The organism is Nocardia brasiliensis NBRC 14402, from assembly GCF_000308475.2.
GTDB lineage: Bacteria > Actinomycetota > Actinomycetes > Mycobacteriales > Mycobacteriaceae > Nocardia > Nocardia brasiliensis.
On record NZ_BAFT02000074.1, the window covers coordinates 14,932 to 36,019 of the forward strand.

The following is a 21,088-nucleotide window of genomic DNA, read 5'->3' on the forward strand; positions in this document are numbered from 1 at the left end:
CCCTCCTCAACGATCCTCGTGGGCGGTGCCGCGCACCGGTGCGGGCGCCGAAACCGGCGCAGGTCGCGCGTCACTGCGCCGCCGGACCCACCAGGCTTCGACAGCACCGGATACGCCGACGCGCAGCCGCGTCCCGGTGCCGACCCTGGCCCGATGGCCGAAGACTTCGAAGTCGCGCTGTTCGATCCGGTCGAGAATGCGCGCGTAGAGCGTCAGCGCCGTCGCCACGCAGGGCTGGGAACGCGGTGCCAGCGACTCGATGCCGGCGCGAGCGTAATCGTAGATACCACGGGTGATCTCGTGTTGTGCGGCCAACGCGGCACGGACCCGCGGCTCGGTCTTGCGGTTCCTGCTGCACCACAGCAGCAGTTCGCGATCGACGCCGTGCGCGGCGAGCTCGTCGGCGGGCAGGTACACGCGGTCGCGCGCCAAATCCTCGTCGATATCGCGCAGAAAGTTGGTGAGCTGGAACGCTTTACCCAGGGCTGCCGCGTACGGTGCGGCCTGGGCCACCGATGTCGCGGTCCCGAGCACCGGCAGCAGCTGCAGTCCGATCACTTCGGCCGAACCGTAGACATAGTCGTCGAGTTCGGACCGGTTCGCATAGTCGGTGACCGACAGGTCCATTCGCATCGAGGTCAGGAACGCGTCGAAGAGATGTCCGGGGATTCGATAGCGTTCGGCGGTGTGCAGCACCGCGGCGAGCACCGGGTCGCCGTCGGCGTCGCCGGACTCGAATTGCTTGGCCAGCAGGCCCAATCGGCTAGCGCGCTCGGGCACGGTGAGCAGCGGATCGAAACCGTCGAGGATATCGTCCGCACGCCGTGCGAACCCGTAGAGGGCGTGCACCGCGGGTCGCTGATCCGGCGCGAGCAACCGCGTCGCGAGGAAGAAGGTTTTGCCGTGTTCGGCGTTGAGCGCCCGGCATTCTCGGTAGGACCGGCGTAGCGCCGGATCGCTGATCCCGGCGGCGTCGAGTTCGGTGCGCGTCATCGGGCCTGCCGATCCGCGAAGACCGCCCGCCCGGCCTCGCTCCATGAGCCGGTCACTCGATCCGCGGCGAGGCGGCCGGAGATCAGCACCGGCGGTATCCCGACCCCCGGAACGGTGGAACCGCCGGCCAGCACCACGTTCTCGATACCGCGGATCATGTTGGCGGGGCGGAACGGACCCGTTTGCGCGAAGGTGTGCGCCAAGGCGAAGGGGCTGCCGTCGAGCATGTCCTGACGGGCCCAGTCCGCGGGCGTCACCACCTGCAGCACCTCGGCGCCGCGCAGCGCATCGGGTCCCAGCCGCTGGCGCGCGATGGCGAGGATCTGCTCGGCGTATTCCGGACCTGTTCGGTCCCAATCTATTTCGCCGCGGGACAGATTCGGCGCGGGTGCGAGCAGATAGAACAGGTCGCGCCCCGGCGGGGCCAACGCGGGATCCGCGGCGGTGGGGCGCGTGAGCAGCAGCGAGGGGTCGGACATGACCCGCCCGTCAGCGGTGATGTCGCGGAAGACGCTTTCCCACGCGGCACCGAACAGCAGTGAATGGTGCGCGATCTCGCTGCCGCGGTCACAACCGAGGTGCAGGATCACCGCCGAGGGGGCGGCGCGCACGGCGATCGGACGGCGCGAACGATGACCGAGCAGAGCGTGGCTACGGTGCAGTTCGGTGGTCAGGACCACTGCGTCACAGGCTATTTCGTCACCCTGATCGGTACGCACGGCGTGTACTCGACCGCCGGACCGGACCAGCTCCGTCACCGACGCGCCATAACGGAACCGCACACCGGCATCGGTGGCCGCCGCCGCCAACGCGTCGGGCACCGCACGCATGCCCCCGCGCGGAAAGTACACCCCCGCCATGGTGTCCATGTGGGCGATCACGGCGTACGCCGCCAGCGCGCGCTGGGGCGCGACGCCGGCGTACAGCGACTGAAAGGTGAAGACCCGCCGCAATTGCGGATCGCTGATGAACTCGGCGACCTTGCGGTCCCAGCCGCGGAATCCGCCCAGCGCGACCAGCCGGGCCAGAGCGGGCGAAACCAGCGACAGCGGCGATTCGAAGTTCGACCCGATGAAGCGATCGAACTCCGCCGCATACAGTTCGGCCAGCCAGTCACGCAGCCTGCGGTATCCCGCGGCTTGCCCGGGACCGGCGAACGCGTCGACCCGCCGCGTCATCTCCTCGGCGTCGCTGTGCACGTCGAGCGTGCGGCCGTCGGCGAAGCGCGCCTGATAGGCGGGAGTCACCGGGATCAGCTCCACCCGGTCCGCGGTCTTCTCCCCGACCGCCGCGAAAACGTCATCGAGCAGGTCGGGCATCGTGAGTACGGTCGGGCCGGTGTCGATGCGATAGCCGTCGATATCGAGCCGACCCATCCGGCCGCCCGGCGTGGCGTCCCGCTCGACCACGGTGACCGAACGCCCTCGGCCGGCCAGGTGCATGGCGGTCGACAAACCCGCCAGACCCGCGCCGACGACCACGACATGATCGGTGCGGCCTTTTACGGTGCGCATCATCTCTCCCTCGTCACAGCTGCCGCGCAGTGCACAGCAGCGCCATATGTTCCAGTGCCGCACGCCGATCCGAGGCCAGCGCGGCGGCGCCGAGCATCGCGGTGGCATCGGTCACCCGGTCGGCGATCATCGACTCGATGTACTCCGGCGCCCCGCTCGCCGCGATCAGCTCCCGGCAGCGCGCGATCGCCACGGTGTCGAGCACCGGCTGATCGGTCAACTCCGCCAGCTCGATTCGCGTAGCACTGTCGGCCACCTCGAACGCGGTGACCACCACGCTGGTCGCTTTGTGCTGGCCCAGGTCACTGTCTTCCGGCTTCCCGGTGACCGCGGCGGACCCGAAAATGCCGAGCAGATCATCGCGCAGCTGGAAGGCCTCGCCGATGAGGGTCCCGTAGTGGCCCAGCACGGTTCTCGTCGCCGCCGGGCAATCGGCCAGTGCCGCACCGAGTTCCAGCGGCCGGCGCACGGTGTAGTTGCCCGATTTCGCGCGCGCGATGGCCAGCACCGCGTCCAGGCTGGGCATTTCCCGGCTGTCGTTGGACAGGTCGGCGAACTGCCCCACCGCCAGTTCGATCCGCATCCGGTCGTACAGCGACCACAATCGCGCCAGCGCATCGGGCGCGATCCCGCTGTCGCGCAGCATCTGTTCGGCCCACACCAGGCACATGTCGCCGAGCAGTGTCGCCGCCGACGCGCCGAACCGGGCCGCCGAACCGGATCGGCCGTTCGTGTGATGTCGCTCGGCCAGTCGCAGATGGGCGGCTGCTTCGCCACGGCGCAGCATCCCCTCGTCCATCACATCGTCTTGCAGCAAAGCGAAGGCGTGCAACAACTCCAGGCTGGCGGCCGCCCGCACGGCGGCCGGATCCGGCTCCTCCCCGCACAGCCAGCCCAGGTACATGAAGGTGGACCGCAGGCACTTGCCGCCGAGCACGTACTGCCGCAACACCTCGTCGACACCCGTGATCGCCAGCTCCTCGATTCGAGCCTGCCGCAAGAAGTCTTCGAGTTCGCCGAGCACTCGATCCCGAAGTTCCTGCTGCCAGCGGGCGAAATCGCGCCCGCGCTCCCACCCGGCCACCGTGCTCGACGGCCCGACCGGATCGAAATACACTGTGCTCACTGGGGTTCTCCGTTTCGGGTAGCCGCGACGCCGGGATCGGCTCGTTGCCTGGCATGAACAGACGACACCTGCGCCAACGCCGTGGCGATCGACTCGAACGGGGCGTATTCGGCGATCTCGGTGGCCATCCGCCGGGCCGCCGCACGGATGTGCGGAGCAGCCGCGACGTGATCGACGGCCGCCGCGAGCGCGGCAGGCCGGGGACGAGCGGTGCCCAGATCGACGCCGACGCCGGAATAGGCGACACGGGCGGCGATTTCGGGCTTGTCGGAGGTGTCGCCCGCGACGATCAGCGGCACCCCGTGCCGCAACGCCTGCTGCACGCCGCCGTACCCGCCGTTGGTGATCATCACATCCACGTGGGGCATCAAGTGTTCGTAGGGAATGAAGTCGGTGACGTACGCATTCGCCGGAACCGGGCCCGCGGGCATGGGCGCACCACCGGTACACGCGACCACCAGCAGGTCTCGACGGTCGCGCAACGCCGTCAGCGTCGGCCGGATCAATTGGCCGAAATCGCGGTTGTCCCAAGTTCCTTGGGTCACGTGCACCACTGTGCGCCCGGTACGCAACGCGTCCCACCACACCGGCAACGCCGGATCCGGGGCGGTGCCGGGCGGGATCGGTCCGGTGAAGACCACCGAGCCGGGCAGGTCGGCACGCGGGTATTCGAACCCGGGCACGGTGAACTGCAGGACCCGGTCGGCCAGTACCGGCCAGTCCAGCAGAAAACGCGGCGCGGGACCCACGCCGAGGTCACCCAGCACCGCGTCGAGGCGGGTCTGCGCCCCGCGCAAGAGCAGGCGCTGCACAACGCGGTTCATCGCGGTGTAGTCGCGCCCCGCGCGGGGCTGCCAACCGGTGCCGAACGGCGCGCAGTCCGCGCTCGACAGCATCAGCGGCACGACGCCGCAGGCGAGTACCGGCGGACGCGCCGCGGCACCGAGCACGAGCGGTATCGCGCCGGTGAACATGACATCGACCAGCACCGCATCGAATTCGGCCCGCTCCAGCATGGCGTGCAGCGCGCGATACTGGGCGCGCAGTGGCGACAGGAAGCCGGTTCGCATCTCGATCGTGCCGGTTCGCCAGCGCCGCACCAGGTTCGGCGTGCGGCCGCGAACGGCCGTCACGCGTGCCACCTCGGCTTCGTGCGGCAGGGACGTCGCCGCCACGCCACTCGCCCGGACCGCGTCCACGAAGGCCGCACCGGTCAGGAACCGCACGTCGTGACCACGCCGACGCAACTCGGCCGCCACCGCCAGCATGGGTGTCACATGTCCGGGAATCGGTGACGCCGCGATCAGATATCGAGCCATGCAACTGTTCCTTCGCTGGTCGCCAGGTAGGCGCCGGCCATGTCGTGCCCTGCGCTCCGGACGGCGGGCGGCGACGCTGCCGCCCGCCCCAGCAAGGCTTCGACGCCGCCGGAGCAGGGTCGCTGCCTCGCGTTTACCGCCTCGGCACCGATCGACACCTCTGTGCCGACTGGCATGGCGCCGATCGGGAAGACCGTACGGGTACGAACCCACGCAAGCTCCTCTCGGGCGGTTCAGACACATCCTACGCTAAACGATGCGAAAACGATGCATCCTGGCGGCAGCATTGTCCGGTTCCTGAACTTTCGGGCATTTACCTCAAACCCCCTGCAGCACAACACTGCAGCGCCGACAGGCCCGGCTCGCCATCGAGCCGTCCGTCGCGACGGGACGCCGCGCACCCGGCACGGCCCGTCAGACTCTTTCAGAAACTTAATCATTTGCCAAGCCCTTCCCTGACAATTCAGCCGAGAAGGTCGATCGCCCCCTCCAGCGAGTCGACCTGAATCACCCCCTCGGGCAGGTCGTCCGCACACCATCCGGGCCCCGCGACGACGATGCGCGGCGCAGTGTCGCGCACAGTCCGCACCGGCTCCGGACTCGCCGTCGCGCGCGTATGCGACCACAACACCGCGACACTGCCCGGCCCCTGCTTCGCCATCGCGTCGGCGAGCGCACCCGCCGGCACCGACGCACCCAGCAGCACCGCGGGGATACCACGCTCGGCCAACGCCGCACGCAGCACTTCCAGCGGCAGCGAGTGCGTCTCGCCCGCGACGCACGCGAGCACGACCACCGGCACACCGGCCACCGGCCGCAGCAGCGGCACCACCCGGTGCAGACTGGTGGCCACCGCCCAGGACAACATGTGTTCGACGTCGATCAATCGGTCACCGTCGGCCTGCCGCCGTTCGATCTCGGCAAAAGCCGGTCGGCACAACCGATTCCACGTCGCGACGACGCCGTAGCCGACGAAGTGACCGATGATCGCCGCCAGCAGTTCCGTAGGGTCCAGGCGTTCCGCGGCCGCCAGCGCGGGCGCCGTATCGCCGAGCGCCGGAACCGGAACGGCGACCGCGCGCGCCGCCCGGGCGGCGTTACCCGGACTCGCCCCGGCCCGCACCAACCCCACCATTCGCGTGATCACGGCGAGATCGGTCTGCGAATAGTGCCGGTGCCTGCCCGGCCGATGCAGGGACGGACCGAGCCCATAGCGCTGCGTCCAGCTGCGCAACGTCGCGACGGGGATCCCGACCATCCGCGCCGCCTGCCCCACGGTGTATTCGACGGCGGGCGCCCGGGAGCCACCTTTTTCCGTGCCCTCGATGCCGTTCACGAACCATCACCGAGCGCAAGCGGGCGGCCAGGCACCATCGCGTCTCCTCAGATCGGTTCTTTGCTGCACGATACCAACTAACGATGCACTATTGATGCAAGGTACCCTGATCAACATAGTTCATTTGCTTAACTATTAAGTGTTTGAGATTGTTGGCGTAGGGCAACCGGCTGGTGGATGGCCACCTTGTGGCAAAGATCGACAGAATTAGGGAGAACCCATGTTCCACAACACTTCTCGCCGATTGACCGCAAGCCTGCTCGGGCTCGGCCTCTCGACCGTGGGTGCGGCCTGGATCGCCGCACCACAAGCCGCGGCCGCACCCGCGGTGGATTGCCGCGCGCCCGGTGCCAGCCGGGTCGTCGGTGCGCTCGACGGAGCGCAGTGCGGGGCGACCAGCGTCGAGGGCAGCGCCGCTGCGGCGTTCGGCTTCGACGGCGCCGCGTACGCCGACGCCGGTCCCGCGAGCCTGGCGCTGGCGCTGGCGCAGAACGGCGGCACCGCCACCGCACGATCGCAATCCCTGGCAGGTCCGGCCGCCATTGCCATCGGCCCCGGCGCCACCGTCAACGCCGCCGGAGTGCGCCCGGGACTGTCGCTCGCCATCGCCGGGCCGGGTGCCACCGTCGAACTGACCGGGCAGACCGGACCCACCTGCGGCGGCGGACTCGCGTTCGCCGGCGACTTCCAAACGTTGCAGGGGTGTCTGTCCACCCGGTGATCCGGCGCAGTTCATTGTCGACGCGAGGTCGCACCGGTGGCCTCGCGTCGACGGCCGGTCCACCCCTTCGACGACAAGTCCAGAGATCAAGGAGTTCTTTTATGCGAGTGGGCCAGCCGAGCCGGACCGCGTTGGGCGCTGCCCGCGGGCGCGCGGTGCACCAGAGCGCCGATGAACCAGTGATCTTTCACGATCCGCTGGCTGTCCCGATCGCCGAGGCGGCCGCCGCACTATCGGCCGAGGATCGGGAAGTACCTTGGGAGGCAAGGCTTTTCCTTGCGATGCGGCACCGCTTCGCCGAAGACGAACTCGCCGCCCGCGCGCACGACGTGCGTCAGGTCGTGGTTCTGGGCGCCGGTCTGGACACCTTCGGAGTGCGCAACACCTATCCGAGCATGACGGTCTTCGAGGTCGATCACCCCGAAACCCAGGCCTGGAAACGAGACCGCCTCACCGATGCCCGGATCACGGTTCCCGCCTCGTTGCGTTTCGTAGCGGTGGATTTCGAGACCGACTCGCTCTCGACCCGGCTGCGCGAATCCGGATTCGATCCCGCCGCGCCGACCTTCTTCCTCTGGCTGGGCGTGGTTCAATACCTCACCGCCGCAGCGATCGACACCACCCTGGGTTTCATCGCCGAACTGCCCGCGCCGAGTCAGTTGATCATCGACTACAGCGAGCCGATATCGGCTCTGCCCCCGGACAACCGGGCCATGGTCGAAGTTCTCGCCGGAGTCATGGCGGCCATCGGCGAGCCATGGTTGTCGCTGTTCACAGCAGACGAGATCGCCGCCAAGCTGACCGAATTCGGCTTCGGTGATATCGAGGACCTCGGCTGGCAGGACATGATCGCCCGCTTCGCACCGGACAGCACCGCAACAGATCAGGTCGGCGGGCATGTCCTTCGAGCCGCACACCCAGGTCACCACACTGTCACAGCACCAGTCGAGAGGACAAAAGATGAACACCACGAATAGTTTTCGCCCACCCGCGCCCGCCACGCTGCTACGCACGGGCGCGGCAGTCGCGGCGACCGCGCTGGCCGGCTCGGCGGCGGCAGGACCGGGATCGACCTGGTATCGGCGGGTGAACAAGCCCGGCTACCAACCACCGTCGGCCGTGTTCCCCATCGCCTGGACGCTGCTCTACGGCGATATCGCCGTAACCAGCGCCTACGCGCTCGACAACGCCGCCGAGTCCGAGAAGCGCTCACTCCGAACCGCTTTGGCGGTGAACCTGGTATTGAACGCGAGCTGGAGCTGGGTGTTCTTCCGCGCCCACCGCCTCGGCGCCGCCACTGCGGTCGCCGCCGCGCTCACCGCCAGCAGCGCCGACCTCAGCCGACGAGTCTGCGCAACCCACCCCGTCGGCCGCGCATCGGCCCTATACCCCGCCTGGTGCGCCTTCGCCACCGTGCTCTCGGCCGGCATCTGGCGCCGCAACCGCTGATTCGCCCGCCGATCGGCGCGAGCTGGAGATCCCGTTGCGCCGCTTCGGTTTCGCCTCGCTCTTCGAACCGGCGATCATCATCCTGAGCGAGCTGGTTTATGAGCAGTCGTAGCGGTAGGTGTACGGATAGTAGGGGCAAGTACGGCAGTCGAAGATGTAGATGCCGCCCGCATCGCCGAGGTTGAGTCCGTGCGGGTTGATGAGGTGTGCGAGATCGCGGTGGATCAGGACTGGGTTGGGCGGGTGCAGCTGGGGCACCAAAGCTCTTGTAGGACATCGGTTTCGGTTGGGAATGGCAGTTCGGGAACGTCGTTGGCGAATAGTTGCAGCACCGCCACGAGTGGTTCACCGTTCGGTGCGGCCCGCTTACTCGCGTACCAGGCTGTGCGGTTCGGCGAGTCTCCGTGTGTGTCGAAGCATCGGGGCCAAGGTTCTCCTCGCGGCCACAGCAGCGGGCCGCCCCAGCGAACTGTCCCGCGAGCCCGGCCGACCGGAGCGTGGATGCAGGACGCACCGCCTCCCGTCGATGCTCGGCGAGCTCGGGGAATACGGCTTCCACGTCGACCGGCCTGGGCGGCGTTGTTCGCACCATGGACTCAGCGTAGGGAGCGGAGATCGCCGCCGTCCAGCCATGTGGTGGCGGGCGGCGCTGTCAGTCGAGTTTCGCGAAGAAGGTGCGCAGGTCCGTGATCAGCGAGTCAGGGGCTTCCATGGACAGGAAGTGGCCGCCGTGGTCTAGTTCGGTCCAGCGGACGATGTGGTGGTCGCGTTCGGCCCAGCGGCGGATGGTGACGTCGTGGGCGGAGACCAGCACGGCGGTCGGCACGGTGCTGCGCACGGCGGTTGGCCAGTCCGCGGCACCGTCGGATTGCCCAGTGTCCCAGTCGTGCTTGTCCGGGGCGCTGCTGTCCACGCTCGTTTGTCCCGCGCCCGCGCCGTCACCCCAGTCCCCCGCGGTGTCGGCGGACCAGTCCGCACCGCTCCATACGTTCGCGACGACATCCTCGTAGTAGACCTGCGCCGCCGAACCCGCGGTGCCGGTCAGCCAATACAGCGAGATGTCGAGGAGGATGCGATCACGGCCGATGCTGTCCTCGGGCAGACCGTCTTCGGGCATGGTCAGCTCCTTGAACTTCTCCACGATCCAGGCGAGCTGGCCCACCGGAGAATCGTGCAACCCGTAGGCCACCGTCTGCGGCCGCTTCGAATTGCATTGCAGATAGGCATCGTTGAAGTTCAGCATCCGGTCCCAGCGTTGCTGTTCGACCTCGCTCAGCCCGTCCATCTCGCCGTCGGCCCCGATCGGGAACGTGATCATCGCGCCGACGTGAATGCCGACCACATGCTCCGGGTACTGCCTGCCCAGGTGCGGGGCGACGAAAGCGCCGGTGTCATAACCGTGTACCCCGTAGCGGTCGTACCCGAGCCGAGTCATCAACCGGCCGAAAACCGTTGCCATCCTGTCGGTGCTCATGCCCGGACCGGCCAGCGGCGTAGAGAACCCGAAACCGGGCAGCGACGGGATGACCAGATGGAAGGCGTCGGCCGGATCCCCGCCGTGCGCAACGGGATTCGACAGCGGGCCGATCACGTCGAGAAAGTCGGTGAACCCGCCCGGCCATCCGTGCAGCAGCAGCAACGGCGTCGCATCCGGCTCCGGCGAGCGGACGTGCAGGAAGTGGACGTTCTGCCCGTCGACCGTGGTAATGAACTGCGGGAGTTCGTTGAGCATCGCTTCCTCTGCCCGCCAATCGAATTCGGTGCGCCAATAGGCGGCAAGCTCTCGCAGGTACCCGACCGGCACGCCTCGACTCCAGCCCACGCCGGGCACCTCGCCGGGCCAGCGGGTGTTGGCGAGCCGCGCGTGCAGGTCATCGAGCTCGGCCTGCGGAAATTCGATGCGGAAGGGGCGGATGCTGTCCGGGATGTTTGTCATGACGTCGACGGTATTGAGCGCTTAGGACAGAGCTGTTCCTAAGCGAAAAATTTCGGCGACGTTCACCACCTCCGGAATCGACGACCTACGCGGCGAACCGGCCCGAAGCCACCCAGGCTCGACTCACAGCGCCGCGGCGGCGGCGATCATCAGCGCCCGGGAACGTTCCGGTGATTCCGCCTGAATCGAGAGGCGGTCCATGACCCCGCGGTAGAGCCGAACATCCTCCGGACGATCCAGATACAGCGCGGTGGTCAGCTGCTCCAAGTAGATGATGTCGGTCAGTTCCTGTTCGGCGAAGCGCAAGATGGTGAACGAACTTCCCGCGGCCGCGCTGCCTCCGGAGCCGTAGGACAGCACCTGGATCGTCACGTTGGGCTTGGCCGACATATTGACGAGATGCTCGATCTGTTCCCGCTGGACCGCCCTACCGCCGACCGGCCGGTGCAGCACCGCCTCATCGAGCACCGCCCAAAGAAACGGTCCGCCAGGGGCATCCAGAATCCGCTGCCGGTTGGTCCGCAACTCCACGCGACGCGCCGCCTCGTTGCTGTCCTCGCCCATCTCGACAACGGCGGCAGCGTAGTTCCCGGTCTGCAACAGACCCGGAACCAGTTGGCCCTCATAGGTTCTGATCATCTGTGCCGCGCCCTCGAGACCGACGTAGGTCTCGAACCATTGCGGCAACAGGTCGTTGTATCGATGCCACCAGCCCGGCTCGTTGGCCTTGCGGGCCAGATCGATGAACATCTTTCGCTGCTCGGAGTCGGTCACCCCGTAGAGATCCAGCAGATCCGCGATGTCACGTTCTTTGAACCCGGTGCGCCCCAACTCGAGCCGGCTGATCTTGGCATACGAGCCACGAATGTGGTCGCCCGCCTCTTGCGGTGTGACGCCACATTGCTCACGCAGCTTGCGGAGTTGGCCACCGACCGCGATCCGCAACGCCGTCGGCCCTAATTCTGCGACTCGGGGGTCGACGACGATCCGGGCCGGTTCTGCGGTCATGGGTTCTCCGATGTTGGAAGTCCACCAGCGCCGGCGCCGCTCAGCCCGCCCGGGCCGCACCGCGCCAGCGCTGATGATAACGCGTGGGTGGACCGCCCACCCGTAGCCACGGCTCGGTCGTTTCCACCCGCCCAAATCTCGACGCGAGTCAGTTCATCTCGGCGAATAGCGGTCAGCTACCGCGTCGAAGGCCTGCTCGCGCTCGATAGAGCCGTCGATGCCCACCGCGCCTCGGGCATGCCGTCGCCTCCTGACGCGCTGCACTCGGAGTCAGCCGTATTATGTCAGCTGTATTGAAAAGGGGTAGGCATGCCGAAGCAGGTGGATCACGACGAACGCCGGGCGCTGATCGCCCGCGCGCTGTGGCGTGTGGTGGATGAGCGCGGCGTCTTCCGGCTGAGCATGCGCGAGGTCGCCCAGGCGGCGGATATGTCGCTGGGGCAGTTGCAGCACTATTTCGCCTCTCGCGAGGCCATGCTGAGTTTCGCCGTGGACTTCGCCGGCGAGCAGACCGGGCTGCGCGTGCGACAGGCCCTCGGTGCGGACCCACACCCACGTGCGGCGCTGCGCGTGCTGCTGACCGAGATGCTTCCGCTGCACCCCGACGCCCGGGCGACCAGCCGCTTGCACGCGGCATACGTGCTGGTAGCACTGCACGACCCAGCCGTTCACGCCCGCGCTCGCGCGGGCTTGCTCCAGGGGCGTGATCTCGTGGAACAGCTCGTCCGGCGCGCGATCACCGACGGTGCGATCGCCGGCGACCGCGATTCGGTCCTCGAAACCGATCGCCTGCTCGCCCTCACCGGTTTCACCCCGCTGCTCGAACTCGGTGTCGTCACCCCACAGCAGGTCCTCGCCGCCATCGATCAGCACCTCCAGGAGCTGTTCGCCGACCGGTGACAAAGGTGTGCTCCATCTGGACTCGGGACAGCGCCGCGGCACGATCGGCCTGCCGATCTGGGTGCGCGGCAGCCGACGTGGCGGACGAGCCATCTTCAGCCTGGTCACCCTGAGCGTGCTCACGCCTTTCGGCTTGCGGCGCAAGGCATTCTGAGGATCTGTTCTGCCGCGCGGCGTCCGCCGCGTCGGTCGGCCAGGCTTGCACGGATTTCGCCACGGCGACAGCGGGTGCGGCGGCACGCCGCCGACAGACCTGAAACTGACGGAGAAATTACGCTGCCACAAGTAGAACGAAGAGCATGCGCCCCTTGATCATCCGGCACGGTGCCTGGCTGCAACCGGCCCCCTACCACGAGGTCGCCCAGCGGCTGCACCGCGGCGGCGGCGTCGATGTGACGGTGCCCGACCTGGCGGGCCGGTCGCTCGCCGACAGCACGCGGCTGGTCCAGGACCTCATCGATCGCGCAGCCGAAGCGCCGGTGCTACCGGCTCATTCCTTCGGCGGTGTTCACCTCTGACCTTGTTTCGCCGAGCCCGAGGCAGCACCGAATTCGCCCAGTATCAACGCATCGCGAGAGCACGGGAGAGGGCAGCATGAACACCGCAATCGTAATCGGCGGCGGCATCGGCGGATTGGGCGCGGCGCTCGGCTTGGCACGCGCCGGTCGGCGGGTAACCCTGCTGGAACAAGCCGACGAGTTCGGTACGGTCGGTGCGGGAGTGATGCTGACGCCCAACGCGGTTCGAGCACTGCACGGACTAGGTTTGTCCGACCGGCTTCGGACGCTGGACGCAGCGCAGGGAATCACAGGGATCCGGACGGCATCCGGGCGGTGGCTGATGCAGGGAGACGTGCGCGAGGTGCGCCGCCGATTCGGCGTCTCGGCATACGCGCTGCACCAAGCCGACGTGCACGCCTGGCTCGCCGAGGCGCTGCGGCAGACCGAGTTGTGCACCGGACATCAGGTGACGGCAGTAGATCCCAGTACCGGTACCGTGACGTTCCTGCGCCCGGACGGCGAAACCGGCTCGCGTAGCGCGGAACTCGTTGTCGCGGCGGACGGCCGCTACAGTCCGACCCGGGCACGCCTGTTCCCCCACCACGCAGGAATGGCCTACGCGGGGTATCTCACCTGGCAGGGCGTAGTACCCGCCGACGCTGCGGCCGGTATCGACGCGAGCCGTGCGTTGATCGAGAGTTGGGGCCGCGGACAGCGATTCGGCTTCATGGCGCTCACCGGCGGGCAGGCGTCCTGGTACGCCACGCTGTCGGCCCCGCCGCACGCCTACGCCGAGACGAGCATCGACACGGTCGCGCGACTTTTCCGCGACTGGCACGATCCCATCCCCCGGTTGCTCGCGGCCACGCCACCGGAATCGCTCCTGCGACAGGGCATCTATTCCCTGGAGGCTCCGTTGCCCACTTATGCGCGCAAACGAGTCGTCCTGCTCGGCGACGCGGCGCACGCGCCCGATTTCGGACAGGGCGTGGCGCAGGCGCTGGAGGACGCCGCGACGCTCGGTCAACTCGCCGCCCGGCTGCCCACGGCGCAAGCCCTGGTGGTCGGCTACGACCTGGCCCGGCGCGAACGGACGCAGCGATTGGCGCGCGCCTCGGCCGCCTGGGGGCGGGTCGCGCAGTGGCGCAATCCGGTGCAGGTCGCGCTCCGCAACGGTCTCGTGTGGTCGGCGCCGCACTCGGGGTATCTACGCTCGATGAGCGAAATCTACTCCTGGACACCTGAATCCACGCTGGGCGCGCAGGAAGGTGCGCCAGCGACCGTGCCGAGAGCAAACAGCTGATACGCGCAGTCCGGACCGCCGACTCCTACCGGCTGATCGATGCCGGGTCAGGCACTCGACGCCTCGTCGACGACCACTAGCGGCAGATGTTCGACCACGGCACCGAACCCATGCGGGAAGAGGTTATGCCATCACCGGAGGCCGCGCACCGCGTCGCGGCCCTCAGCTTCGACGGCATCGGGACATTCGAGGTGGCGTTGGCGGTGCAGGTCGTTCGCCGCGGCGAACGACCACGCGCGCACCGAACTCTACGAGGTCGCCATGGCCGGGCCGACGATCGCTACCGCATCCCGTTCATGCCCTGGCGGCCGGTGATGAGCGGTGCGCTCGCTCAGCCCGGCGGCGTCGTCGCCGAGATCGCGAAGCACACCGGATCGCCGCCCACGCAGGCCGCGCCGGCCTGGCTGCTGGCCCGCTCCGACATGCTCTTCCCTATCCCGGTACCTCCTCGATCGCGCACCCTCGAGGAGAACGTCGCGGCGCCTGACCGACGAGCAGATCGCCGCCCTCACGGCTGCAGGTCGATCGGACGGTGACTCCACCGCCCGTATGTCTTCGCGTGCTCGGCATTTTGGGCACACCCACCGGCGCTTCGACTATCGAGGAGTACTTCGACGTTGTCCCGCTCGAGGCCGCCGCGCCGTGATCGACGGATACCCCGTCCGGAACGTTTCCGAGTGATACACCGGACACCATGCGGCTGCTCATCATCTCCGACACGCACGTCCCCAAGCGCGCACGTGATCTGCCGGATGTCATCTGGCGTGAGGTGGCCGCAGCCGACGTGGTCGTGCACGCGGGCGACTGGACCGAGGTCGCTTTGCTGGATCGACTCGAGGCGCGCTGCCGGCGCCTGATCGGCGTATACGGCAACAACGACGGCGCGCAGCTGCAGGCCCGGCTGCCCCTGATCGCCCGTGCCGAGCTGGCCGGGGTGCGGCTGGCGGTCGTGCACGAGACCGGGCCGGCGAAGGGGCGCGAGCAGCGCTGCGCGCGGGACTTCCCGGACACCGACCTACTGGTGTTCGGACACAGCCACATTCCATGGGACAGCGTCACCGCGACCGGATGCCGGCTGCTCAACCCCGGCTCACCGACGGACCGGCGCAGACAACCGCAGCACACCTATCTGACCGCACGCATCCACGTCGGCCGACTGGATTCGGTTGTCCTGCACCCGATCGCGAACAGCTCAGATCGTCGAGTCAACGACGGATGAGGCGGCGGGAGCGAGATGGCCCCGCCGCCCGCGCCCCAGTCGATTCGACTACGCGGTCACCACCACGTACATCCGGGCCGCCCCGTACACCTTGTCGTTCGACTCCTCGGTCGTGATGATATCGAAAGCGTATATGTCACCGACCTTTTCGTTCTCCCCCGGCTCCACGGGTGACGGTGAGCCACTTGCGTTCGCCCGGCTTCAGATAGATGCCGACCCCGCTCGGCTCTCCTCGCCATGGAGTCATGGTATGGCCGGTGAGTGACGGATCCATACCGGCCCGAAGGTCGTACGGTATGGGTGTCGAGAGCACCGCCGGTATCGTCCGCACGCCGGCCCTCGCGGCGGGCCGTGAGCAGGGCACCCACTTACGTACTGGCAACGCCGCCGACAAGTTCAGGTAGGTCGATGGCTACGTCGTGTGGCGGCGGCGCCGAGGAGTCGGGCGACGCCGAATTCGAAGCGCTCGTCGAAGGCGTCGTCGGCCATCGCCGCGACGACGCGTTGCAGCGCGGGGCGTTCCCCGACATCGAGGTCCTGGACGGATCGGTTCGGAAACGCCTGCTCCTCCTGACACAGCCCGAGCGTGAAATAGATTATGCCCCAGCAGGTCCAGGCTGCCTCCCGGGACGGCAGCCCGCCGTCGAGGAGGGCGGCGACGAGGGCCTCGGTGACGTCCAAGGTGGCCGGTTCCGCGGCGTAGGTGCCGGTGACGACGACGGCGCCGTCGCGATGCGCCAGCAGGGCGCGGCGATAGCGGCGGGCGACCTCGGTCGCGCGCTCGCGCCAATCCTCGGGCAGGCGGTCGAGTGAGACTCCGGCGACGATCGCGTCGGCCATCAGCTCCTCGAGCCGCGCCTTGCTCTTGGCGTGCCACAGGACCGTGTTCATCCGCACGCCGAGCCGCCCGGCGATCGCGCGCAGCGACACTGCGTCGACACCGTGCTCGTCGAGAATCTCCAGGGCAGTCCGCACAACGTCCGCTTGACTCTTGGTCACCGACCTAGTCTACTGAATGTGAGGCTATTGGTCAGTGACCAAGGAGGAATCATGAGCGATGTAGTCGTAGTGGGAGCTGGGCCGACCGGCCTGTGGCTCGCCGCCGAACTGCGCCTCGGGGGCGCCGCCGTCACCGTGCTCGAGACACGACACACCCGGAACCCGAACTCGAAGGCGCTGACGATCCATCCGCGCACGATCGAGATCTTCGACTGCCGCGGCATCGCGGAAACGTTTCTGGCCGAGGGCTTCCGCATACCGAATGGGCATTTCGGCGGGCTCCCCGACCGGCTGGACTTCTCGGTGCTGGACACCCCGTTTCCGTTCACCCTGGCCGTCGTACAGGCCCGCACCGAGGAACTGCTCGAAGAACGGGCGCGGCACCTGGGCGTGACCATTCGCCGCGGCTGCCGGGTGACCGGGCTGACCGACGAGGGCGTCGAGCTGTCCACCGGGGAGGTCGTCGCGGCTCGCTACGTGGCGGGCTGCGACGGCGCCCGCAGCACCGTCCGGGCCGCCGCGGGCATCGGCTTCCCCGGTGGCGACACCACCACCTGGGGATGGCTCGGCGACGTCGTTCTCGACGATCCACCGCCGCACGGCGTCACCAGCATCAGCGGCGCCGACGGCGGGTTGATGATGATGCCGCTGCCCGGCGGGATCCACCGGCTCGTCGGCGGCGATCCGGCGAGCAATCGTTCGGAATGGCCGGGCGACCTCACCTTCGACGAGTTGCGCACGACGGTCCGGCGGATCGCGGGCACCGACTACGGCATGCGGGATCCGGTGTGGCTGTCGCGTTTCGGCAATGCAAGCCGTCAGGCCGACGCCTATCGCCTCGGCTCCGTGCTGCTCGCAGGCGACGCCGCGCACATGCATTTCCCCGCCGGCGGCGTCGGCATGAACGTCGGCCTCCAGGACGCGCACAACCTGGGCTGGAAGCTCGCAGCCGTCGTCACGGGCCGCGCGGAGCAGACGCTGCTGGACACCTATCACACCGAACGCCATCCCGTCGGCGCGACGCTGCTCGAACACACCAAGGCCCAGACCGCGCTGATGTCGGCGTACTCGCCGGACGGCCGCGCCCTGCGCGCCCTGCTGAGCGGCATGATCGCAACTGTTCCGGACATGTCCCGCCGACTCGCCGAACGGTTGTCGGGCCTCGACGTCGCCTACGCCACCGGCAGGCGCGTACCCAACCTCTCGCTCCCCGACGGTTCCACGCTGTTCGAACGGCTGCGGACCGGGCAGCACGTCGAGACCCCCGCAGGGCTCGTGCGCCCGGATGGGCATCTCGCATAACGCGCGTTTCGTGCCCCTGATCGACGCCATTCGAAGAGGACCGCCGGGGAATCGTGCTCCATCGCCCGCGTCGGCAGGAACTCGTACAGCTCCTTCGACTCCGACGACGCGGCCGCCCGCCATCCCGGTTACTAGGCGGCCAGCCGCACATGCTCGGTACGGGTCTTGACGCGCTTGCCGTACGAGCCGATCACGACCGGACCCACCCGAAGCTGTTCGGCGAGCCGGGCCACCGCCGCTGCGCGCGGGATCAGGCCCTTCGCGCGGCGGTGACCAGCGCGCTCAGCAGTCGCAGATGGTCGACGTCGGCCTGGGCTGGGAACAGGAAGCGTCGGCGCAGGAAGGCGTAGGACAGCTCGTGGCGCGGGTCGACCAACGCCTGTTGCCCACCGGCTCCGCTGTGGCCGAACGCGCCGGCGCCGAGAACCGGGTAGATCTCCGACGACGCGTGGAATCCGACCGCCCACGCCTTGGGCTGCCGCAGGACCAAATCGAAGCCGTTGGACTGGATCTGGCCGAACGCCGACGTAGTGGCGGGTTCGAGCAGCGGGTCGACGCCCTCGACCGGCGACACCAGCGCCGAGTACAGCTTGGCCAGGCTGCGGGCGGTGCCGATGCCCCCGAACGAGGCCGTCCCGCGGGAGCGGACGACCGGAAGGTTAGGCAGTTCCCACACCTCGCGGTTGCGCGGATGGTGGCGGTTGAAGGCGATACCGCTGAGACTGTCGGGGGCGGTCGCGGTCGCGGCCAGCTCGCGCAGACGTTCCGGAGTCGCCGTCATCGGTTGCGCGCTGAGGAACCGATGGTCCTGCCCCGCGGGCAGGCCCAAATGCAGGTCGAGCTTCAGCGGCGCTCGGAGCCGTTCGGTGAAGTGTTCTTGGACGGTGCGGCCGGTGGCGCGGCGCACAAGTTCTCCGCTCAGCGCAGCCATCACCAGCGCGTGGTATCCGGCTGTCCGGCCCGGTCGCCAGAGCGGGCGCTGCGCGCCGAGTCGCTCGGCGACGAGCTGGTCATCGGCGAGTTCCTCCATCATGAACCCGTTGGTGGCGCCGACCAGACCGGCCTGGTGGGCGAGCAGTTCGCGCACCAGGAGGTCCTGCTTGCCTTCGACCGCGAACTGCGGCCAGTAGTGACTTACCTTCTGGTCCAGGTCGATGACGCCGTCCTGGACCAGCAGCGCCACCACTAGGTGGGTGACCCCCTTACTCGCCGAGTAGATCCCCATGATCGAGTCGGCGTTCGTATCCGGCCCGGCCCACAGGTCGACGACCTTTTCCCCGCGGTGGTAGGCCGCCACTTGGGCGTCCAGTCCGCTGCCCTCTGCGGCAAGCAGTGCGGCGAACTGCTCGCGCACGGCCTCGAATCCCGGCGCGACCTCGCCCCGGATGCCGGCCGTGTCCTCGATTGCTTCTCTCATCGTCTCTCCCGCTGCCTCGGTGATGACCGATCTGTCGGACACGACTCAGCCTAGCCAATTAGTGACCACAGGTCACTAATTGCTGTTGGAGGCGCCGCTGTCAGATTCGTCACCCCCCGGGCGGCGCACGACGACGAGATCGGCGGCGCGTTCTCGCTATCGTCATGCCATGACCGACGAAGTGGCCGAGCGCCGACGTCCGGGACGTCCCGCCCAGATCAGCCGGGACAAGATCGTCGAAGCAGTGTCGCTGGCCGACAACGTTGACACGCTGACCATGCGCGAACTCGCGGCGAGCCTCGGCGTCAGCCACAGCGCGCTCTACCGGTGGATCAAGAACCGTGACGAGCTCTTCGATCTCCTGAGCGAGGTCGTCGTCGAGCGAATCCTGCTGCGTGCCGATGTCGGGGACCCGGAATGGCGAGCCTGGCTCACCCGCCTCGCATGGGCGATGCACGACGAATTCCTCGCCCTGCCCGGCTATGCCACACACCTGTCCCGGCCACATCAACACAACGCGCACTCCATCGACCGGCTCAGGGGTGCGGTCGGGGCCGTTCTCCGCCAGTCCGGGGTCACCGCCGAGATGGCCGAGCACAGCTGGCAGATCTTCGTCACCTGTGTCGTCAGCTGGCTGGCGGCAACCGAGAATCCCCTCCACCTCGGCGCCGACGCACCGAGATTCGACCTGTTCCTCGACACGCTGTTACGTGGCCTGCCCGCCCGCGAGCCCGGTGCCGTACAACCGGCCTCTTGATCTGAAGCGGCAGAACGCATCGCCGGCATCGCCCTGATCGCGCTTGGCCTATACCTCATCGCGCAACGCGACCCTTTCGGCTGATGCCGTAGGCGACCGGCCGGGGCGACTCACCGTATCTCTGGTTTCAGGCGACGTGCAGGACGAGTTTTCCGCGAGTACGACCCTGCTCGATGCGCCGGTGCGCCTCGGCGGCCTGGTCGAGCGGGAGAACTTCTTCCACCTCGACGTGCACCTCGCCATCATCGATCAGTGCGGCGATCTGGGCCAACGCGTGCCCATCGGGTTCGACGAGGAATGGCTTGGCCCGCATGCCGCGCGCGGCGGCACGTTCCCGCAGGTCAGGTGAGACACCCGAGGGAACGGCGATGATCAGGCCACCCGGGCGCAGGGTGTCCAGAGATCTGGTGCTGGCGACCGTGACGCAGTGCGCCGCGACCCCGTCTCGGCCGTCTGCGCGGTGTACGCGGCCAGCGTGCTGGGGCGCCGAATTCGGGACATGCGCGCCGACCCCACCGTCACGCCCGCGGCACAGGCGCTGTGGTCGATGCTGGCCAAACCGCTGCTGTCCGACACCGCGCACCGGGTGCTGCTGATGTGCAGGCAGCGCACCGCCGCACAGGGATCGTTGCGGGTCAATCACATTCCCGACTGGATCGGCAACCTCGAGGCGATCATCACCGCTGAGGGAGAGAACCAGATCCTGCTGATCACCGCGGGCAAGGCAGGCACGGACCTCGTCGGTTTGCGACTACCCGACACGTCTACCCAATTACCCTGGTACGCAGCCCTTCTCGTCGAACGCGAACAGAAGATCGCGATAAGTATGCACGACGGCAGCTACGCATCCGCCGGTATCGCTCCCGGTCCCGACTCGGCGGCCATCGAACTCGCCACGGCGACAGCGGAACGACTGGCGGCGACAGCGCTGCTCGACGCGGCGGCCGCAGTAGCCGATCCGGCCGCGGCGACCGCGGCGACGTCGGTGGCCGCGGTCTATGCGCTGGAGCGGATCTACGCGCGCGGTGCCTGGTACACCGAGCATCTGCGCATGTCGCCGCACCGGACGGCGAAACTGTCCGCCGAATTACACCAGCACCACGCGTTAGTGGCCGCGCACCTGCCGGCCCTCGTCACCGCGTTCGATACTCCCGTCCTGCCCGCGCCGATCTTCTCTGCCGACTACATCCGGACCTGGCAGGACTTCGCAGGCTGGGACGACGCGGTCTTCTCCGCCCGCCGCTCAGCTCCTTCCACTGAGAGTCGCGTCGAATCATGAACTCACGTCT

23 protein-coding genes and 1 pseudogene are annotated in these 21,088 nt (G+C 68.2%); 12 read left to right on the plus strand and 12 right to left on the minus strand.

What is annotated here, in order from left to right; translation table 11 throughout:
- Positions 1-6 precede the first annotated feature (6 nt).
- From TY25_RS26975 to TY25_RS26995, 5 genes are all read right to left on the minus strand, one after another.
- Positions 7-993, minus strand: coding sequence for a phytoene/squalene synthase family protein (locus TY25_RS26975; protein ID WP_042260605.1), 987 nt, complete (start codon positions 991-993; stop codon positions 7-9).
- On the minus strand, positions 990-2,507 hold the full coding sequence (crtI, locus tag TY25_RS26980) for a phytoene desaturase family protein (RefSeq protein ID WP_042260667.1): 1,518 nt from the start codon (positions 2,505-2,507) through the stop codon (positions 990-992). Before crtI ends, TY25_RS26975 begins: the two co-directional genes overlap by 4 nt.
- 13 nt (positions 2,508-2,520) lie before the next feature.
- Entirely contained in the window at positions 2,521-3,633 is a 1,113-nt protein-coding gene (locus tag TY25_RS26985) for a polyprenyl synthetase family protein (protein ID WP_042260607.1), read from the minus strand.
- Positions 3,630-4,952: a glycosyltransferase gene (locus TY25_RS26990; RefSeq protein WP_042260609.1), complete on the minus strand. Its 1,323-nt coding sequence runs from the start codon at positions 4,950-4,952 to the stop codon at positions 3,630-3,632. The genes TY25_RS26985 and TY25_RS26990 overlap by 4 nt, the downstream gene beginning before the upstream one ends.
- A gap of 463 nt (positions 4,953-5,415) precedes the next feature.
- A complete protein-coding gene (locus TY25_RS26995; protein ID WP_042260611.1) occupies positions 5,416-6,288 on the minus strand; it encodes a MerR family transcriptional regulator in 873 nt (290 codons plus the stop codon).
- 220 nt (positions 6,289-6,508) lie between these two features.
- Here TY25_RS26995 and TY25_RS27000 point away from each other — a divergent pair, with 220 nt between their 5' ends.
- From TY25_RS27000 to TY25_RS27010, 3 genes are all read left to right on the plus strand, one after another.
- Positions 6,509-7,009, plus strand: a complete 501-nt coding sequence (locus tag TY25_RS27000; RefSeq protein WP_042260613.1) for a DUF6764 family protein — start codon at positions 6,509-6,511, stop codon at positions 7,007-7,009.
- Positions 7,010-7,110: 101 nt separating this feature from the next.
- Positions 7,111-7,986 carry a class I SAM-dependent methyltransferase gene (locus TY25_RS27005; protein ID WP_042260615.1) on the plus strand — a complete coding sequence of 292 codons (876 nt, stop codon included), beginning with the start codon at positions 7,111-7,113 and terminating at the stop codon, positions 7,984-7,986.
- The gene (locus TY25_RS27010; protein WP_081869137.1) at positions 7,970-8,458 is read left to right on the plus strand and encodes a TspO/MBR family protein; all 489 of its coding nucleotides are present in this window, start codon (positions 7,970-7,972) and stop codon (positions 8,456-8,458) included. Before TY25_RS27005 ends, TY25_RS27010 begins: the two co-directional genes overlap by 17 nt.
- A 96-nt stretch (positions 8,459-8,554) precedes the next feature.
- Here TY25_RS27010 and TY25_RS43690 read toward each other — a convergent pair whose 3' ends face one another.
- From TY25_RS43690 to TY25_RS27020, 3 genes are all read right to left on the minus strand, one after another.
- Positions 8,555-8,716 carry a hypothetical protein gene (locus tag TY25_RS43690; RefSeq protein ID WP_201773712.1) on the minus strand — a complete coding sequence of 54 codons (162 nt, stop codon included), beginning with the start codon at positions 8,714-8,716 and terminating at the stop codon, positions 8,555-8,557.
- Positions 8,717-9,110: 394 nt separating this feature from the next.
- A complete protein-coding gene (locus TY25_RS27015; protein ID WP_042260617.1) occupies positions 9,111-10,394 on the minus strand; it encodes an epoxide hydrolase family protein in 1,284 nt (427 codons plus the stop codon).
- Between the two features lie 123 nt (positions 10,395-10,517).
- Positions 10,518-11,402 (minus strand): Sco1979 family transcriptional regulator, encoded by an 885-nt coding sequence (locus TY25_RS27020; RefSeq protein ID WP_042260619.1) that lies wholly within the window; start codon positions 11,400-11,402, stop codon positions 10,518-10,520.
- A gap of 309 nt (positions 11,403-11,711) precedes the next feature.
- On the opposite strand from TY25_RS27020, the gene TY25_RS27025 reads away from it, so the two are divergent.
- The 6 genes from TY25_RS27025 to TY25_RS27045 all read left to right on the plus strand — a co-directional run bounded on the left by TY25_RS27025 (position 11,712) and on the right by TY25_RS27045 (position 15,324).
- Positions 11,712-12,302, plus strand: coding sequence for a TetR/AcrR family transcriptional regulator (locus TY25_RS27025; protein ID WP_042260622.1), 591 nt, complete (start codon positions 11,712-11,714; stop codon positions 12,300-12,302).
- Between the two features lie 7 nt (positions 12,303-12,309).
- Entirely contained in the window at positions 12,310-12,456 is a 147-nt protein-coding gene (locus TY25_RS41935; protein WP_174484641.1) for a hypothetical protein, read from the plus strand.
- 145 nt (positions 12,457-12,601) lie between these two features.
- Positions 12,602-12,820 (plus strand): hypothetical protein, encoded by a 219-nt coding sequence (locus TY25_RS27030; RefSeq protein WP_088606785.1) that lies wholly within the window; start codon positions 12,602-12,604, stop codon positions 12,818-12,820.
- A gap of 76 nt (positions 12,821-12,896) precedes the next feature.
- Entirely contained in the window at positions 12,897-14,105 is a 1,209-nt protein-coding gene (locus tag TY25_RS27035; RefSeq protein ID WP_042260626.1) for an FAD-dependent monooxygenase, read from the plus strand.
- A gap of 86 nt (positions 14,106-14,191) precedes the next feature.
- Positions 14,192-14,641, plus strand: coding sequence for an aldo-keto reductase family protein (locus tag TY25_RS27040; protein ID WP_042260629.1), 450 nt, complete (start codon positions 14,192-14,194; stop codon positions 14,639-14,641).
- A 158-nt stretch (positions 14,642-14,799) separates the two neighbouring features.
- A complete protein-coding gene (locus TY25_RS27045) occupies positions 14,800-15,324 on the plus strand; it encodes a metallophosphoesterase family protein (RefSeq protein WP_042260631.1) in 525 nt (174 codons plus the stop codon).
- 396 nt (positions 15,325-15,720) lie between these two features.
- On the opposite strand, the gene TY25_RS27050 is transcribed toward TY25_RS27045, so the two are convergent.
- Positions 15,721-16,323: a TetR/AcrR family transcriptional regulator C-terminal domain-containing protein gene (locus TY25_RS27050; protein ID WP_042260632.1), complete on the minus strand. Its 603-nt coding sequence runs from the start codon at positions 16,321-16,323 to the stop codon at positions 15,721-15,723.
- 51 nt (positions 16,324-16,374) lie between these two features.
- Between TY25_RS27050 and TY25_RS27055 the strand changes: the two genes are divergently transcribed.
- Positions 16,375-17,625, plus strand: a complete 1,251-nt coding sequence (locus TY25_RS27055) for an FAD-dependent monooxygenase (RefSeq protein ID WP_042260634.1) — start codon at positions 16,375-16,377, stop codon at positions 17,623-17,625.
- A 32-nt stretch (positions 17,626-17,657) separates the two neighbouring features.
- On the opposite strand, the pseudogene TY25_RS44700 reads toward TY25_RS27055, so the two are convergent.
- Together TY25_RS44700 and TY25_RS27060 are read right to left on the minus strand one after the other, a co-directional pair.
- A pseudogene (locus tag TY25_RS44700) lies at positions 17,658-17,861 on the minus strand (DUF4158 domain-containing protein); the annotation flags it as partial.
- Between the two features lie 14 nt (positions 17,862-17,875).
- Positions 17,876-19,042: an EstA family serine hydrolase gene (locus TY25_RS27060; protein ID WP_042260636.1), complete on the minus strand. Its 1,167-nt coding sequence runs from the start codon at positions 19,040-19,042 to the stop codon at positions 17,876-17,878.
- 169 nt (positions 19,043-19,211) lie between these two features.
- Between TY25_RS27060 and TY25_RS27065 the strand changes: the two genes are divergently transcribed.
- On the plus strand, positions 19,212-19,799 hold the full coding sequence (locus TY25_RS27065) for a TetR/AcrR family transcriptional regulator (protein ID WP_042260637.1): 588 nt from the start codon (positions 19,212-19,214) through the stop codon (positions 19,797-19,799).
- A gap of 127 nt (positions 19,800-19,926) precedes the next feature.
- Here the strand turns inward: TY25_RS27065 and TY25_RS44705 are convergent, their stop codons facing one another.
- The gene (locus TY25_RS44705; protein ID WP_226887480.1) at positions 19,927-20,334 is read right to left on the minus strand and encodes a zinc-binding dehydrogenase; all 408 of its coding nucleotides are present in this window, start codon (positions 20,332-20,334) and stop codon (positions 19,927-19,929) included.
- On the opposite strand from TY25_RS44705, the gene TY25_RS43695 reads away from it, so the two are divergent.
- On the plus strand, positions 20,227-21,078 hold the full coding sequence (locus TY25_RS43695) for a hypothetical protein (RefSeq protein WP_042260643.1): 852 nt from the start codon (positions 20,227-20,229) through the stop codon (positions 21,076-21,078). The genes TY25_RS44705 and TY25_RS43695 overlap by 108 nt on opposite strands.
- Positions 21,079-21,088 lie beyond the last annotated feature (10 nt).